The organism is Sneathiella sp. (assembly GCF_041689005.1).
Classification (GTDB): domain Bacteria; phylum Pseudomonadota; class Alphaproteobacteria; order Sneathiellales; family Sneathiellaceae; genus Sneathiella.
Window position 1 is genome coordinate 1 of the sequence record NZ_JBDNHC010000134.1, and the last position, 15,354, is coordinate 15,354.

General features: G+C 55.3%; 17 protein-coding genes. 9 read left to right on the plus strand and 8 right to left on the minus strand.

The annotated features are described in order from the left end of the window. The 8 genes from ACESNI_RS15090 to gloA form a co-directional block, all read left to right on the plus strand. On the plus strand, positions 1–388 hold a 388-nt coding region (locus ACESNI_RS15090), incomplete at its 5' end, for a BamA/TamA family outer membrane protein (protein WP_373088423.1). Positions 389–395: 7 nt separating this feature from the next. Next, positions 396–965: an OmpH family outer membrane protein gene (locus ACESNI_RS15095; protein WP_373088425.1), complete on the plus strand. Its 570-nt coding sequence runs from the start codon at positions 396–398 to the stop codon at positions 963–965. Beyond that, entirely contained in the window at positions 965–1,993 is a 1,029-nt protein-coding gene (gene lpxD / locus ACESNI_RS15100) for a UDP-3-O-(3-hydroxymyristoyl)glucosamine N-acyltransferase (RefSeq protein ID WP_373088428.1), read from the plus strand. Before ACESNI_RS15095 ends, lpxD begins: the two co-directional genes overlap by 1 nt. Beyond that, a complete protein-coding gene (gene fabZ, locus ACESNI_RS15105) occupies positions 1,990–2,454 on the plus strand; it encodes a 3-hydroxyacyl-ACP dehydratase FabZ (protein ID WP_373088431.1) in 465 nt (154 codons plus the stop codon). Before lpxD ends, fabZ begins: the two co-directional genes overlap by 4 nt. Positions 2,455–2,562: 108 nt before the next feature. Continuing rightward, positions 2,563–3,348, plus strand: a complete 786-nt coding sequence (lpxA, locus tag ACESNI_RS15110; RefSeq protein ID WP_373088434.1) for an acyl-ACP--UDP-N-acetylglucosamine O-acyltransferase — start codon at positions 2,563–2,565, stop codon at positions 3,346–3,348. Further along, positions 3,311–4,183 (plus strand): LpxI family protein, encoded by an 873-nt coding sequence (locus ACESNI_RS15115; RefSeq protein WP_373088436.1) that lies wholly within the window; start codon positions 3,311–3,313, stop codon positions 4,181–4,183. Before lpxA ends, ACESNI_RS15115 begins: the two co-directional genes overlap by 38 nt. Next, positions 4,183–5,352: a lipid-A-disaccharide synthase gene (gene lpxB, locus ACESNI_RS15120; protein ID WP_373088439.1), complete on the plus strand. Its 1,170-nt coding sequence runs from the start codon at positions 4,183–4,185 to the stop codon at positions 5,350–5,352. Before ACESNI_RS15115 ends, lpxB begins: the two co-directional genes overlap by 1 nt. After that, on the plus strand, positions 5,349–5,756 hold the full coding sequence (gene gloA / locus ACESNI_RS15125; protein ID WP_373088442.1) for a lactoylglutathione lyase: 408 nt from the start codon (positions 5,349–5,351) through the stop codon (positions 5,754–5,756). Before lpxB ends, gloA begins: the two co-directional genes overlap by 4 nt. A gap of 9 nt (positions 5,757–5,765) precedes the next feature. Here gloA and ACESNI_RS15130 read toward each other — a convergent pair whose 3' ends face one another. The 3 genes from ACESNI_RS15130 to gltX form a co-directional block, all read right to left on the minus strand. Next, on the minus strand, positions 5,766–5,906 hold the full coding sequence (locus tag ACESNI_RS15130; protein ID WP_373088445.1) for a hypothetical protein: 141 nt from the start codon (positions 5,904–5,906) through the stop codon (positions 5,766–5,768). A gap of 67 nt (positions 5,907–5,973) precedes the next feature. After that, positions 5,974–7,281 (minus strand): citrate synthase, encoded by a 1,308-nt coding sequence (gltA, locus tag ACESNI_RS15135; RefSeq protein ID WP_373088448.1) that lies wholly within the window; start codon positions 7,279–7,281, stop codon positions 5,974–5,976. A 133-nt stretch (positions 7,282–7,414) separates the two neighbouring features. Next, positions 7,415–8,824, minus strand: a complete 1,410-nt coding sequence (gltX, locus tag ACESNI_RS15140; RefSeq protein ID WP_373088451.1) for a glutamate--tRNA ligase — start codon at positions 8,822–8,824, stop codon at positions 7,415–7,417. Between the two features lie 119 nt (positions 8,825–8,943). Here gltX and ACESNI_RS15145 point away from each other — a divergent pair, with 119 nt between their 5' ends. Further along, positions 8,944–11,043, plus strand: a complete 2,100-nt coding sequence (locus ACESNI_RS15145; RefSeq protein ID WP_373088454.1) for a ComEC/Rec2 family competence protein — start codon at positions 8,944–8,946, stop codon at positions 11,041–11,043. 16 nt (positions 11,044–11,059) lie between these two features. Here the strand turns inward: ACESNI_RS15145 and lexA are convergent, their stop codons facing one another. The 5 genes from lexA to trpD all read right to left on the minus strand — a co-directional run. After that, positions 11,060–11,791: a transcriptional repressor LexA gene (gene lexA, locus ACESNI_RS15150; protein WP_373088457.1), complete on the minus strand. Its 732-nt coding sequence runs from the start codon at positions 11,789–11,791 to the stop codon at positions 11,060–11,062. Between the two features lie 98 nt (positions 11,792–11,889). Further along, on the minus strand, positions 11,890–13,104 hold the full coding sequence (gene glp, locus ACESNI_RS15155) for a gephyrin-like molybdotransferase Glp (RefSeq protein WP_373088460.1): 1,215 nt from the start codon (positions 13,102–13,104) through the stop codon (positions 11,890–11,892). Next, entirely contained in the window at positions 13,101–13,577 is a 477-nt protein-coding gene (gene moaC, locus ACESNI_RS15160) for a cyclic pyranopterin monophosphate synthase MoaC (protein WP_373088463.1), read from the minus strand. The genes glp and moaC overlap by 4 nt, the downstream gene beginning before the upstream one ends. 12 nt (positions 13,578–13,589) lie before the next feature. Beyond that, on the minus strand, positions 13,590–14,381 hold the full coding sequence (gene trpC / locus ACESNI_RS15165; protein WP_373088466.1) for an indole-3-glycerol phosphate synthase TrpC: 792 nt from the start codon (positions 14,379–14,381) through the stop codon (positions 13,590–13,592). Next, on the minus strand, positions 14,378–15,354 hold a 977-nt coding region (gene trpD / locus ACESNI_RS15170), incomplete at its 5' end, for an anthranilate phosphoribosyltransferase (protein ID WP_373088468.1). The genes trpC and trpD, both read right to left, overlap by 4 nt.

Genomic DNA, 15,354 nt, shown 5'->3' on the forward strand with positions numbered 1-15,354 from the left:
TGTGATCCTGTCACAACGTTACAATGTTGGCGTCCGGAATTTCAGGGGTTTTGCAAATCGTGGTATAGGGCCGCGAGATATCGCCTCCGGGGATGCGTTGGGCGGAAACGCATATGCCATCGCCTCGGCCGAGCTGCGGTTCCCGGTCGGTTTGCCGCAGGAGTATGGCGTACTGGGCAGGACATTCATCGACGTTGGCACCCTTACGGGAATAGATGACAATGATCCGGGAATTTCGGATAATGCCGCTCCAAGAGCATCCGTTGGTGTTGGACTTAACTGGGTCTCTCCGTTCGGTCCAATCCAAATCAATGTTGCCTATCCGATATTGAAGGATGAATATGATAAGGATGAAGTATTCCAGCTCGATTTCGGGACGCGTTTCTAGGAAGTTGATGATGTTAATTAGATACCTGCCGATTGTTTTATTTCTCACAATACTAACGGTATTTTCCGCACCCCAATCTTATGCGCAATCGGGTGCCAAAACATATATCGGCGTTCTGGACATGCAGAAAATCATGAGTGAACTGGCAGTTGTCAAGGATATCAATGATCAGCTTAAGGGCATTGAGAACAAATATAAAACGGAGATTGAGGCACAAGAGCAGAAACTGCGGGATGAAAAAGTCCAGATTGAACGGCAGAAATCGGTGATAGCACCAAATGCCTATACGCAAAAGCAGGCGGAATTTAATAAAAAGGCAGAGGCGCATCGTCTTGAAATACAAAGTAAAAACAGGCAGATACAAAAAAGCCGAATGATGGCACTCGATCAGGTCAGATCCCAGCTTTTGCCAGTTATGCAACAAATGATGACGGAATATGGGGCAACGGTCATTCTTGATATCAATGAAATTCTTTTTGTCGAAAAGCCGCTGGACCTGACCGACAAGGTTTTTGCAGCGCTCGACAAACAACTCAAGAAGGTTGACGTCAAGGTTATTCCGTCAAAGCAAAACTGATGCCGGATCAACTGTTTTATCGCGCCGTGGGTCCGTTTTCTCTTCGGGTGCTGGCGGAATTCCCGGATATCCGGCTGGCGGATGGCATTGATCCGGAGATAATGATTTCCGATGTAAAGCCGCTCGATCAGGCCGGCCATGGGGATCTCACTTTTCTCAGCAATCCAAAATATGAGGGTGAGTTTCTCAAAACCCGCGCTACCGCTTGCATTGCAATTGAAAAAGTCCTTGATAAAATCCCGGAAGGGGTCGCTATCCTGATTGCGAAGGATCCGTATAAGGCCTATGCGCGGATTGCCAATAAATTCTATCCGCCGGTTCTCGGTAACGGAAACATACATCCCACGGCGATTGTCGCCTCCAGCGCAAATTTAGGCGAGAATGTCTCAATTGGCCCTTATGTTGTTATTGAGGACGACGTCGTTATCGGGGAAAATACGATCATCGGTGCTCATTCCGTCTTCCGTCGGGGGGTACGGGTGGGAACGGATTGTCGCATAGGTGCCGGAGTGCTCCTAAGCTATTGCTTCATTGGCGATAATGTCTCGATTTATAACGGCGCAAAAATCGGCCAGGACGGTTTTGGGTTTGCGCCGGACCCGGTGAAGCATGTCAAGATACCGCAACTTGGTCGCGTCATTATCGGGTCCAACGTTGAAATTGGCGCCAATACGACAATTGACAAGGGATCCGGGCCGGACACTGTTATTGGCGATAACAGCTGGATCGATAACATGGTGCAGATCGCTCATAACGTCACGATCGGCAAAGGCTGTATTATTGCCGCCCAGACCGGAATTTCCGGTAGTACGGTGGTGGAGGATTTTGTCATGGTCGGCGGGCAGGCTGGCCTCGCAGGTCATATACGGATTGGAACCGGGGCGCAGATTTCGGCAAAATCGGGGGTTATTTCAGATGTTCCTGCGGGTATGACCTACGCGGGCTATCCCGCACAGCCCCGCAGGCAGTATTTTCGCCAAATCGCAATATTGAGTAAATTAGCGCAAAACAAGGGGTCTGTGAAATGACTGAAAATATTTCCTCTGATACTGTCGAAAGCATCGATATATTAGGAATTCTTGAGATGATACCGCACCGGTATCCCCTATTGCTCGTTGATCGGCTTATTAATATCGTCCCTGGCAAGTCTGCCACTGGCATAAAGAATGTCACTATGAACGAGCCGCAGTTTCAGGGGCATTTCCCCGGTCGACCGATCATGCCGGGAGTGATGATCGTGGAATCCATGGCACAAACGGCAGGCGTGCTGGTCATCAAGACTTTGGGCGCGGACTCCCAGGGCCGTCATGTGTTGTTTATGTCGATCGATAATGCGCGGTTTCGCCGGCCTGTAACGCCGGGCGACACGATGCATGTTGAGGTGACGGTCAAGCAGCGGCGCGGGGATGTCTGGCGGTTTTCGGGCGTTGTCAAAGTTGATGGAAAGAAAGTTTCCGAAGCCGATTTCTCGGCGATGATTGTTGACTAGAGGACGGGTAACCGGCTGTAACACAGCTTGATTTGAGCTTGCGGCGGTTCGCGGATAGCAATAGCGTCTGATCGCCGGGATATTAGTGAAAGAAGTACAGGGTACCGCATGGGCCAAATTCATCATACCGCCATTATCGAGGAGGGCGCGTCCGTCCACCCGGACGTGAGGATCGGGCCATTTTGCGTTGTCGGCGGGAATGTGACGCTTGGTGCCAATGTCACGTTGAAATCGCATGTTGCCGTCGACGGCAAAACAACGATCGGCGGCGGCACGACTATTTTCCCGTTTGCGTCGGTTGGGCATGCGCCGCAGGACCTGAAATATAGCGGTGAACAGTCGGAATTGATCATCGGCGAGAACTGCCAGATCCGGGAGCATGTGACCATCAATCCCGGAACGGCCGGCGGGGGAATGCTGACGCGGATCGGCGATAATTGCCTGCTCATGATCGGCGCCCATGTTGCCCACGACTGCCAGATCGGTAATCATGTCATCCTGGTTAATAATGCGACGCTGGGCGGTCATGTGACGCTGGGCGATTTCGTCATAATCGGTGGCCTGTCGGCGGTTCACCAGTTTGTCCGCATTGGCGAACATGCCATGATCGGCGGGGCTTCTGGGGTGGAGACGGATGTCATCCCGTTTGGATCGGCAACCGGCAACAGGGCGCTTCTCAATGGCCTTAACCTGACCGGGATGAAGCGTCGGAATTTTTCGCGAGATGATATTCACGCGCTTCGCAATGCCTATAAATTCCTGTTTTCAGAAGAGGGAACATTTGCCGACCGGGCCAAAAACCTGCCGGCCGAATATGCGGATTTCCCGTCCGTGAAAACCGTCCTCGATTTCATCAATGACGAGACGAAACGTGGCTTCTGCCAGCCTCGATAACGAAAATCAGGGCCGTGTGGGGATTGTTGCGGGCAGCGGCAGCCTCCCGCTTGCCCTCGCCATGACGTTGCGTGCTCGCGGGGAGATGCCCTATCTTCTGTTGATCAAGGATGAGGCGGACCCGCAGCATTACGCCGCTTTTCCCCATGAGACGATCCGGATTACGAAAGTCGGCAAATTTCTGAAGGCTCTCGCGCGCGAGAACTGCCGCCGGATTACCCTTGTCGGTCCAGTGCGGCGGCCTGATCTTAAAAATCTTGTTCCTGATTTTGAGGGCATTAAGCTGCTGGCCCGGATTACCGGTGCCTCCCGTAAAGGCGATGACGGTCTGATGACGGCGATTGCCGCCTACCTGAAGGATAAGGGTTTCATTGTGGTCGGCGTTCATGAACTGGCGAGTGACCTTCTGGCACCCGCTGGCCAGCTCGGAAAGATTGCCGCCAAAGGCCAGGATCATGAAGATATCACGACCGGCGTTCGGATCGTTAAGGCAATTGGCAGTCTCGATATCGGGCAGGCTGCGATCATTCGTGATGGTTATGTGCTCGCCGTCGAGGCCGCAGAGGGGACTGATGGACTGCTGGCGCGCTCGGCGGCTTTTGCCTGGGAAAAGCCTGCTGGTGTCCTCGTCAAGCTGTCCAAGCCCGGTCAGGATCTGCGTGCCGATATGCCGACCATCGGCCCGGACACCATCTCCGGTGTCATTGCCGCAAATTTGCGGGGTATTGCTGTTGAGGCAGGACTGACGCTGGTCATTGATATAGCCGAAATTGTTCGCCGGGCCGATGCCGCAGGTATATTCGTGATTGGCCTCGACGCCAAATCGCCTGAGTGATGACGCCCGGAGACTGCAAGGTTTTTATCGTCGCAGGAGAGCCCTCCGGGGATGCGCTTGGCGCAAAACTGATGGGGGCATTACGGCAGCAATCGGAAAGATCGATAAATTTTGAGGGTGTCGGCGGCCCCCTCATGGCGGCGGAAGGACTGGATAGCCTGTTCCCCATGGATGATCTCACCGTCATGGGCCTGTTTGAGGTGGTACCGAAGCTTCGCCTGTTATTTCGCCGAATGGCCGAGACGGCAACGGCGGCGAAAGAGTTTGCTCCGGATGTTTTCATTACCATCGATGCGCCAGATTTCAGTTTTCGCGTCGCCAAAAAACTCCAGGGAACCGCATTTCCGAAAGTCCATTATGTGGCACCGTCAGTCTGGGCCTGGCGTCCGGGCCGGGCACAGAAAATTGCACCGCTCTATGATCACCTGCTGACCCTGTTACCGTTTGAACCACCCTATTTCGAGAAGGTTGGCCTGTCCGCAACTTTTGTCGGTCATTCCGTGGTTGAAAGCGGCGCCGGCGAGGGCGATGGCATAAGGTTTCGGCAGGAACAGGGAATAGGGCCGGAGGAGCGGGTTCTGATGATGCTGGCCGGCAGCCGACGGAGCGAGGTTGAGCGCTTGCTGCCGATTTTTAAAACAGCAGCGGAAAACCTGCGCGCCCGAATCGGGGAGTTCAGGCTGGTGGCGCCTGTCGTTGGCCGCTCGGGTGAGATAGTTCGTGACGCCGTCAAAAGCTGGAAAATCCCGGTCCTTGTCTTAGAGGGGGAGGCGGCAAAATACGATGCTATGGCAGCGGCGGATGTCGCGTTGGCAGCCTCGGGTACTGTCGGGCTTGAACTCGCCTTGGCGCGGCTGCCGACGGTGATTGCCTATAAATTAAATGCCATTACCGCGCGGATCGCTCGCCGCTTCGTCAAGCTGGATTTCGTCAATCTGGTCAATATCCTTTTGGCGCGGGAAATAGTACCGGAATATATTCTGGAAAACTGTACGGCAGCCAACCTCACTCCCGCACTTGCGGAGTTGTTCCATTGTGAGGAAAAGCGGGCGCGACAGATTGCGGGGTTTGATCAGGCCATGCTATTATTGGGCAAGGGCGACATATCGCCCGGAGAAAGGGCAGCGAAAGTCGTCCTCCACCTCATTGCGCAAAAGGAAAATATATGAGCAGCGATAAAAACAGTAATTTCAGGATGTTGCATACGATGATTCGTGTCCGTAATCTTGAAAAATCGATTAAATTCTACGTTGATCATCTTGAAATGAATCTGCTGCGTAAAACCGATTTTCCCGGTGGGAAATTTACTCTGGCCTTCGTAGGTTATGGCGACGAGAAGGAAAATACTGTAATTGAGTTGACCCATAACTGGGATCAGACGGAACCCTATGACCTGGGGGACGGCTTTGGCCATCTGGCGCTCGGGGTGAAGGATATATACGGAATTTGTGAGCGGCTTGAAGCGGAGGGCGTTAAAATTCCGCGTGCCCCGGGACCGATGAAACATGGCACATCGGTCATTGCCTTCATTGAGGATCCTGACGGCTACAAGATCGAACTGGTTGAGCGCTGATTAATGCGGTCAGCTGCCGCCAAAATACCAGACGGCGGCAAAGAAAGACACGATGACCAGCGGCAGAAGGATTTTTGACAGTTTCTTCAACCAATGCGCCATCGGCGCGTAATTGTCGTTGGCTGCCCTCAAATATAGCTTTCGGGGCACTCTGGCTCCCTCGGGTTGCACCGAGGGAGTGACAGGGCTGTTGATGCGGGAAGTGATGCCCACCGGATTATCGCTTGCTTAATTCAACGTAAGGCCGCTCTGCCGCACCAGTGTACAACTGCCGGGGACGGCCAATTTTCTGCGACGGATCTTCCATCATCTCGTTCCACTGGGCAACCCAGCCGACGGTGCGGGCGACGGCGAACAGCACGGTAAACATGCTGGTTGGAAAGCCAAGCGCCTGCAGGATAATGCCAGAATAAAAATCGACATTCGGGAACAGTTTTTTCTCGATGAAATAGGGATCTTCGAGCGCAATTTTTTCTAGTTCCATCGCCAGCTTCAGCATCGGTTCATCCTTGATGCCAAGCTCATCGAGGACTTCATAGCAGGTTTGCTGCATGACCTTGGCGCGCGGATCGTAGTTTTTATAGACGCGGTGACCAAAGCCCATCAGGCGGAACGGATCATCCTTGTCTTTCGCCTTTGCAATGAATTCCTGAACCCGGTTGACGGACCCAATCTGATGCAGCATCGCAAGGACCGCTTCGTTGGCACCGCCATGCGCCGGACCCCAGAGACAGGCAATACCGGCGGCGATGCAGGCAAACGGATTTGCCCCGGACGAACCGGCGAGACGCACCGTCGAGGTTGACGCGTTCTGCTCGTGATCTGCATGGAGGATGAAAATCCGGTCCATGGCGCGGGCAATGGTGGGCGACAGTTTATACCGCTCGGCCGGAACGCTGAAGGTCATATGCAGGAAGTTTTCGGCATAGGAGAGTTCATTGCTAGGATAGATGAAGGGCTGGCCCACAGAATATTTATACGCCATGGCAGCAATTGTCGGCATCTTGGCAATCAACCGGTAGCTGGCAATCATCCGCTGCGTCGGATCGGTGATATCGGTGCTGTCATGGTAGAAGGCCGAGAGCGCCCCGACGACGCCGACCATCACGGCCATCGGATGGGCATCGCGCCGAAATCCGCGGTAAAACTGTGTGAGCTGCTCATGAAGCATGGTGTGATAGGTGATATCGTGAGTGAATTTGCTCTTATCGGCCTGCGAAGGAAGCTCCCCCTTCAGCAGCAGGTAGCAGACTTCCATGAAATCGCTATGCTCGGCCAGTTCCTCGATCTTGTAACCGCGATGCATCAATATGCCCGCATCGCCATCAATATAGGTAATGGCGGAATCGCACGACGCCGTGGACGTAAATCCAGGATCATAGGTGAAATGACCGGTCTGAGAATAAAGCTTACGCACATCTATGACTGATGGCCCCACACTTCCGGATATGAGCGGAAGCTCAATATTTTTATTCGTATTCTTTTCAGTGAGATTGACGTTACCGGTGACACTGGAGCTGCTCATTTATCTGGTTTCCTTTGTATTGCAGGCATGGACATGCCGATAAGGACTGGCGGAATTCCAGATGGAACTCCATTTTACATTTTATATGAAGACGTTTCCATTTATGGCTGGTTTGCAGCCTGCTAGAAGCGGCTTATCCATTAGCCGCCGCCGCATCTCGGATCCGTCCAATCGACTGCTCCCGACCGAGTACGTCGAGAACGTCAAAAATCCCGGGCGAAACTGTGGAACCGGTCAGCGCCGCCCGTAATGGCTGCGCAATTTTCCCCAGTTTGACTGCTTCGGAATCTGCAGCGGCCCGAACGGCCGCCTCCGCTACTTCTTTGTTCCATTCATCCAGCTGTTCCAGCCGATCTGCCAGCCGCCCCAGAATATTGCAGGCGTCTGTCGTCAACAACTTTTGGGCATTCGCCTCCAGAACCAGGGGCCGGGCCGCAAACAGGAACAGTGAACTGTCTGCGAGGGATATTACTGATTTTGCGCGTTCTTTCAAGCCGTTCATGGCTTTTTCTAGTATTTTCAGTTCATTAGCATTAAGTGGGCGGCCAGCCTTTTCACTTAAAATGGGCGCGATCAGAGACGTTAGATACGCATCATCGGCCTCACGAATATAGACACCATTAAGGTTTTCCAGCTTGGCAAAATCAAAGCGGGCGGCTGATTTTCCAACATTTTCAAGGTTGAACCAGTCAATTGCCTGCTCCGTGGAGATGATCTCGTCATCCCCATGTGACCACCCCAGCCGCAGCAAGTAATTGCGCAGGGCCTCGGGCAGGTAGCCCATGTCCCGATAGGCATCAACACCGAGGGCTCCGTGACGTTTTGATAGCTTTGCACCATCGGAACCGTGAATCAGTGGAATATGGGCAAGGCGCGGAAGCGGCCATCCGAGCGCGGTTATCAACTGCTGTTGTCGGGCCGCGTTGGTCAGGTGGTCATCGCCACGAATGATGTCGGTCACGCCCATATCATGATCATCGACGACGACGGACAACATATAGGTGGGGGTGCCGTCGGCGCGCAGTAGAATCATGTCATCGAGTTGCCGATTGGCGAAGGTGACCTCGCCCTGCACCAAATCATTGATAACCGTTGCGCCCTCGTTGGGGGATTTGAACCGGATTACAGGGTCAAAGCCCGTCGGGGCATCTGCCGGATCGCGATCCCGCCAGCGCCCGTCATAGATCGGGGGGCGGCCCTCGGCGCGGGCTTTTTCGCGCATCTCTTCAAGTTCCTCGCGCGATGCGTAGCAATGATAGGCCTTGCCGTCGGCAATGAGGGCGCGGGCGATCTCGGCATGGCGTTCACGGCGGGAATACTGAAATATGGGTTCATCATCCCAATCGAGCCCGAGCCATTTCATACCGTCAAAAATCGCCTCTATAGCGGCATCGGTGGACCGCTTGCGGTCCGTATCTTCAATCCGGAGCAGAAATTTTCCACCATTATGACGGGCATAAAGCCAATTAAAAAGCGCCGTACGCGCGCCGCCAATATGCAGGAAACCGGTCGGGGAGGGGGCAAATCGCGTTACAATGGTCATGAGAATTTACTTTGCGTTGTATTCAAGTATAAATTTAGACTGGCCAGTCGTCATCGAATTCAGGCTTTTGTACCCTTTGTCCTTCCGAAGGGCAAGTAGGCCGTTGGAGTCCGTTTTTAATGAAGCGAACGTACCGGATAAGTTTTTCAGCCCTGGTGAGCCAGCTTCGTGAGGATCGGTCCCGATGGTTTCTATGGTATCCGGTCCTGGTCGGATTGGGCATTGCCCTGTTTTTTTCCCTGAAATGGCAGCCCGGCCCCGTCTGGCTTGCGGTCCTGGTACCTTTTCTGGCGGGTCTCATTGCCCTCTGGAGACGCGACGGATCGGGGGCAAAGATCCTGCTAACGGCTGGATTGCTGGTCAGTATCGGTTTTTCAGCGTCGATTGTAAGAACAATAGTCGTTGCCGCCCCGGTTTTGCAGGCGAAGGAGGTTACGACCGTTACGGCGACGGTCCTGGAAAAATCAACCGGTTACAAACGCGCGCGGGTCCTGCTTGGGAACCTGGAATTTTCTGACGGTGATGCGGTGCCGCCGCTTGAATATATTCGCCTTACCTCGCGCAGCAATATGGATGCGGTGAAACCCGGGCAGCAGATCCGGGTGAAGGCGGTATTACTGCCGCCGCCCGCCCCGGCCTATCCCGGTGGCTATGATTTCCAGCGCCATTCCTATTACCAGTCGATCGGCGCTGTCGGCTACAGCATCGGCAAATTTAAAATACTCGGGGAAAATGCGGGAATTCAAGATTGGTTTCTTCGCCGTTCTCCAGAGGTGCGGAACAATATAGCGGAATTTGTCCTGCACCATATGCCGCCGGAAAACGCCGGCTTTATCGTGGCGATCATGACGGGTGACAAGGACGCCATCCCGCAAAATCAGCTTGATGACATGCGGCAATCGGGGCTTGCGCATTTACTCGCTATTTCCGGGCTGCATATGGGCATGATCGGCGGCCTGATATTTTTTGCCAGCCGTCTTCTTCTCGTTCTCTCGCCCTATGTTGCGCTGTATTATCCGGTCAAGAAGATCGCTGCCGTGATTGCCCTTTTCGGGCTTGCGGGCTATTTATTCGTGAGCGGCATGAGTGTCTCCGCGGTGCGCGCCTATATTATGATCTCCGCCGTGTTTACCGCAATCTGCTTTGACCGCACCGCGCTGTCGTTCCGCATGGTTGCCCTCGCGGCACTGGTGATATTGCTGTTATTCCCGGAAAGTCTGATCACCCCGAGTTTTCAGATGTCCTTCGCCGCCGTCTTCGCCCTGATCGCGCTCTATGAGACGATTGGACCAAGGCTCAGCGCCTTTGCCAGAAGCGGCGGGCTCTTGCGCCGCATCGTCGCCTATATTTTTGGCATTATCCTGACCTCTCTGGTCGCGGGGCTGGCGACGGCGCCGTTCGCGCTCTATCATTTTGGGCAGATTGCCGCCTATAGCCTGATCGCGAACCTTCTCGCGGTCCCGATAATGGGGCTGTGGGTCATGCCATGGGTGATTGTCAGCTTTCTTGCCTATCCGTTTGGGGTTGTCGCTCCGTTGGTCATGACGGGCGCGGGCATTGACCTGATTCTCGCCATCGCGCGGGAGACTGCGTCCTGGCCCGGAGCCGCTCAGTATCTCGGCACGTTTGGTACTCTTCAGCTTGTCGCCATAACCCTCACATGCCTGTGGCTGATAATCTGGCGGCGCGGCGCGAGATGGCTGGCCCTTCCGGCAGCATTTCTCACGTTCCTCACGTTTTTCCAGGATCGGACACCAGACATTCTGATGGCCGAGAGCGGCAATCTCTATGCACTTCATACCGAACATGGGGAACTATATCTTTCGTCCCGGCGCGCCGAGAAGTTTGAGGCCGAGCGTTGGCAGTTAATTCTCGGGCAGCACTTAGTTGGGCGCAAACATCTTCCGCTCGCCTGCGATCCTTATGGATGCGTCTATCGGGACGAAGGAATGATCATCGCTTTTCCTGAAACGGTCGGCGCAATTGAAATGGATTGCCTGCGCGCCGACATTATTGTGAGCCGCTTCCCGGTTCGTGGGATTTGCCCGCATCCGCGCCTGGTCGTTGACCGGTTCGATTTGTGGCGGCGAGGCGCCCACAGCCTTTATCTGGGCGGCTCAGGCGGTATTATGGTTGAGAGTGTTAATGAACTCCGCGGCGACCGACCCTGGGTTCCGCACCGCTACCGGGAAAGCCCATACCGCGAGGGCGAAGGGTGAGAAATGTGGGCGGCTCTCAGTATTTTCGGAACAGCCCGACAAGATGCCCTTGCACCTTCACCTGATCAGGACCGAATATCCGGGTCTCATAGGCGGGATTGGCCGCTTCAAGCGCGATGGACCCACCTTTGCGTCGCAGCCTTTTCAACGTCGCCTCCGCATCATCAATCAGGGCGACGACGATTTTGCCGTTCTCTGCTGTCTCGGTTTCGCGAATGATGACCGTATCCCCGTCATGAATACCGGCATCAATCATCGAATCCCCGGCAACCTCAAGGCAATAATGCTTGCCATTCCCGAGCATTGCCGCCGGTACGTTGATATAGCGGGTGGGGTCTCGCAGGGCTTCAATCGCCGTACCAGCGGCGATCCGGCCAAACAGCGGCAGCGAGATCGATGTTTCCGACTGCTCATCGGTCTCAGATAGCAATTTTGCGTGTTTATCAGGCGTTTTAAAATTGACCTTGACGAGGTTCGCGGACGCCGCTGCGTTTACATCCTGTCCCGATTGTGCCGCGACGCCGGTGAATAGGTTATCAGGAAGCTTCAGCACCTCCAGCGCCCGGGCGCGATGGGGCAGGCGGCGGATGAAGCCGCGCTCGGTCAGTCCTGTTATCAACCGATGGATGCCCGATTTTGACTTTAAATCAAGTGCTTCCTTCATTTCCTCAAAGGAGGGAGAGACCCCTCGGGTTTCAAGGCATTTGTGGATATACATCAGGAGCTGATGCTGTTTTTTGGTAAGCATGGGTATCCGCCATCAGGAACAAAACAAAAACATTACGAATGTTCTACAAAAGTTCTCATCGCCCGTCAACAAAAAAGATAGGACGGAGATGCCGCGTTTTACACGTTAGGGTAGGGATGGCGGAGTAGAATAATTTCGATTTCACTCCCGGCAGAAAGCGCCGCTGCAAATGGTGCCCGAACGACAAGGCAGTCGGCACGGCTTAACGACGACAGCATTGAACTGTCCTGCTTGGGGAACAGGCTAACCCGAGGCAGGCCTTCTTTCGTCCCGATAATGCGGGCACGCATGTAATCCTCCCGCTGGTCATTCGCGGTAATATCCTGATCGAGAATTGCCTTTTGTCTTGGGGGCTGCCGGGGCGTCAGGCCGCAGAGGGCATCAATGGCGGGAAGCAGAAACAGGAAGCTGCAGATCATGCTGGAGACAGGATTTCCGGGCATCCCGAGCATCGGAATACCGGCGAAATCACCAAACATCAGCGGTTTTCCGGGCCGCATGGCAATACGCCAGAAATCAACCGCAAGTCCTTCCTCGGCCAGAACCGACTGCACAAGGTCATGATCGCCGACAGAGGCCCCGCCGAGGGTGATCAGCATATCGGCAGAGCTTGCCCCTGCCGCCTTTTCCCGGAGCGAGGCAGCGTTATCTTCGGCGATCCCGAGATCGATGGGGTCCCCGCCGGCTTCGCGGATCATGGCCGCGACGAGCAGGCTGTTGGAGGATATAATCTGATTGCGCGCGACCGGCTCTCCCGGGCGGACGAGCTCATCGCCGGTGGACAGCAGGGCGATCCGGGGCCGGCGCCGCACAGTCACCCAAGGGATATTCATGGCCGCGAGCAGGCCGATGTCGCGGGGGCTGAGCACCCGGTCTGCTGTCAGTCCGATGTCACCTCCCCGAAAATCGAGACCCGCCGGGCGGACATAGCGGCCCACCTTGGCTGTTTCAAGAACAGTAACGGCATCGTTGGTAAATTCTGTATCTTCCTGAATGACAATGGTGTCAGCGCCGTCGGGCAAGGGGGCACCAGTAAAAATGCGGACCGCCTCACCGGTCTGCAGGACGGTATCATGGGAACCGCCGGCAGCGGCGGTCCCGACTATTCGGAGCTGTGCTGGCACCATGGCGATATCCGCCGCCTTTACCGCAAAGCCATCCATGGCCGACATATCGGCGGGCGGCTGGGTTCGTCGGGCGACGGCATCCTCGGCCAGCACCCGGCCATTTGCTTCGGCGAGCGCGATAACTTCCGTGCTAACAGGCTTGATGTCCTTCAGGATTTTCGCACGGGCTTCATCCACAGAGATCATGATGATTTATAAGTTCCTGATTTGCCGCCGCTTTTTTCCATCAGATGAGTATTCGTGATCGTCATTCCGCGATCGACCGCCTTACACATATCATAGATGGTCAGGGCGGCGATGGAGGCGGCGGTGAGGGCTTCCATTTCAACGCCGGTCCGCCCTTTGAGCTTGCAGGTCGCGTGAATATCGATCCTGTTCTCAGCCTCAATCGGAAGGAAGTCAAGTGTGACACTGGTGAGCGCGAGTGGATGGCAGAGCGGAATGAGGTCAGCGGTTTTCTTGGCCGCCATGATCCCGGCGAGCCGGGCGACACCCAGAACATCCCCCTTGCTTGCCTTGCCCTCCCTGATGAGGGCAAAGGTCTCGGGCAGCATGGTGATGCTGGTCGTGGCGGTTGCTGATCGCTCCGTGATATCCTTATCGCCGACATTGACCATATGCGCGGCGCCGCTTTTGTCGAAATGTGTTAATCCAGTCATGTCTCGGGTGTCCTACTCCTTGTGCAGAAGTGTGCGGACGGCGGCGGCGACATCCTGCTGGCGCATCAGCGATTCCCCGACGAGGAAACAGCCGCATCCCGCCGCTTCCATCCGTACAAGATCGGCGGGGGTATAAAGACCGCTTTCACTGACCGCCACACAGTCTGAAGGAAGGTTTTTCGCCAGCGCTTCAGTGGTGGCAATATCGACGGTCAGGGTTTTCAGATTGCGGTTATTGATCCCGATCAGAGGGCTTTTCAGGCGGACAGCGCGATCAAGCTCGGTGCGGTCATGAACCTCGATCAGGACATCCATTCCCCATTCATCGGCGGCGGCTTCCAGTTCCTCCGCCTGCGCATCCGAGAGGGCAGCCATGATCAGCAGGATACAGTCCGCACCCAGGGCCCGGGCCTCGGTTACCTGATAGGGGTCAATCATGAAATCCTTGCGGAGGACCGGAAGCGATACCGCCGCCCGCGCCTCGACCAGGTAATCGTCAGAGCCTTGAAAATAGGGAATATCGGTGAGAACGGAAAGGCAGGTCGCGCCGCCCTCCTCATAGGCCCGGGCAAGGGACGGGGGATCGAAATCGGCGCGGATAAGGCCCTTTGACGGCGATGCCTTTTTGATCTCGGCAATCAGGCCATACTGCCCTGCCTGCCGCCGGGCGCGGAGCGCGGTAATAAATCCGCGTGGGGCCTCAGCTTCTTTTGCAAGGATCTCCAGTTCGGAAATGAGAACGAGATCCTTCGTGCTCCGGACATGCTCGCGTTTATCATCACAGATTTTAGCAAGGATACTCATATGGAGCCGTTGGCGTTGGAAATACGCTTGAGCATGGCAAAGGCCGCGAGCGCCCGACCGGTATCGATGGAATTGGTGGCGAGGGCAATTCCCTCCTCAACGGTTTTGCATTTACCGCCGATCATGATCGCCGCACCCGCATTGAGCAGGGTGATATCCCGGTAGGGGCCCGTCACCCCTTTCAGGAGATCCATCAAGGCCTCAGCATTTTCTTCCGGTGTTCCGCCCTTCAAGTCGTCAAGTGTCGCTTTTTTCAGGTTGAACTGCTCCGGCGTGATCTCGAATTCCGTTATCTCACCGTTCTTCATTTCAACGACCTGCGAGGGACCGGTCGTGGTCAGTTCGTCAAGCCCGTCGGACCCGTGCATAACCCAGATATGGGTTGAGCCAAGCTCACGCAGGGTCTCCGCCATCGGCCGCATCCAGGCTGGATCATAGACGCCAATCAGCTGTCTCTTGACCGCCGCCGGATTGGACATCACCCCGAGAAGGTTGAAGATCGTGCGAATACCAAGCTCGCCGCGGGTCGGGCCAACATGTCGCATGGCGCCGTGATGGCGATAGGCTACCATAAACCCGATCCCGGCTTCATGAACGGCGCGCTCAGTCAGGTCGAAATCGCATTCGGTATTGATGCCGAGAACCGCCTGAACGTCTGCCGTGCCAGAGCGAGAGGAGGCGGCCTTGTTGCCATGCTTGGCGACGGGCACACCGGCGCCGGCTGTGACGAAGGCTGCGGCGGTTGAGATATTCAGCGTGCCATGACCGTCGCCGCCGGTGCCGACGACATCCACCGCATCCGCGGGCGCAGTGATATAGGTTGCTCGCTCCCGTAGGACAGTGACTCCGCCGATTAATTCATCCACCGTTTCCCCGCGTAAATGCAGGCCCATCAGAAAGGCGCCCATTTGCGACGGCGTTGCATCGCCGGACAGGATAATGTTGAACGCCGATTTCGACTCGTCGACGTTAA

What these genes read in the sequence shown, in the direction of transcription:
- ACESNI_RS15095 (WP_373088425.1), top strand. Translation starts at nt 396, where the DNA reads ATGATGTTAATTAGATACCTGCCGATTGTTTTATTTCTCACAATACTA.
- lpxD (WP_373088428.1), top strand. Translation starts at nt 965, where the DNA reads ATGCCGGATCAACTGTTTTATCGCGCCGTGGGTCCGTTTTCTCTTCGG.
- fabZ (WP_373088431.1), top strand. Translation starts at nt 1,990, where the DNA reads ATGACTGAAAATATTTCCTCTGATACTGTCGAAAGCATCGATATATTA.
- lpxA (WP_373088434.1), top strand. Translation starts at nt 2,563, where the DNA reads ATGGGCCAAATTCATCATACCGCCATTATCGAGGAGGGCGCGTCCGTC.
- ACESNI_RS15115 (WP_373088436.1), top strand. Translation starts at nt 3,311, where the DNA reads ATGACGAGACGAAACGTGGCTTCTGCCAGCCTCGATAACGAAAATCAG.
- lpxB (WP_373088439.1), top strand. Translation starts at nt 4,183, where the DNA reads ATGACGCCCGGAGACTGCAAGGTTTTTATCGTCGCAGGAGAGCCCTCC.
- gloA (WP_373088442.1), top strand. Translation starts at nt 5,349, where the DNA reads ATGAGCAGCGATAAAAACAGTAATTTCAGGATGTTGCATACGATGATT.
- gltA (WP_373088448.1), bottom strand. Translation starts at nt 7,281, where the DNA reads ATGAGCAGCTCCAGTGTCACCGGTAACGTCAATCTCACTGAAAAGAAT.
- gltX (WP_373088451.1), bottom strand. Translation starts at nt 8,824, where the DNA reads ATGACCATTGTAACGCGATTTGCCCCCTCCCCGACCGGTTTCCTGCAT.
- ACESNI_RS15145 (WP_373088454.1), top strand. Translation starts at nt 8,944, where the DNA reads ATGAAGCGAACGTACCGGATAAGTTTTTCAGCCCTGGTGAGCCAGCTT.
- lexA (WP_373088457.1), bottom strand. Translation starts at nt 11,791, where the DNA reads ATGCTTACCAAAAAACAGCATCAGCTCCTGATGTATATCCACAAATGC.
- glp (WP_373088460.1), bottom strand. Translation starts at nt 13,104, where the DNA reads ATGATCTCTGTGGATGAAGCCCGTGCGAAAATCCTGAAGGACATCAAG.
- moaC (WP_373088463.1), bottom strand. Translation starts at nt 13,577, where the DNA reads ATGACTGGATTAACACATTTCGACAAAAGCGGCGCCGCGCATATGGTC.
- trpC (WP_373088466.1), bottom strand. Translation starts at nt 14,381, where the DNA reads ATGAGTATCCTTGCTAAAATCTGTGATGATAAACGCGAGCATGTCCGG.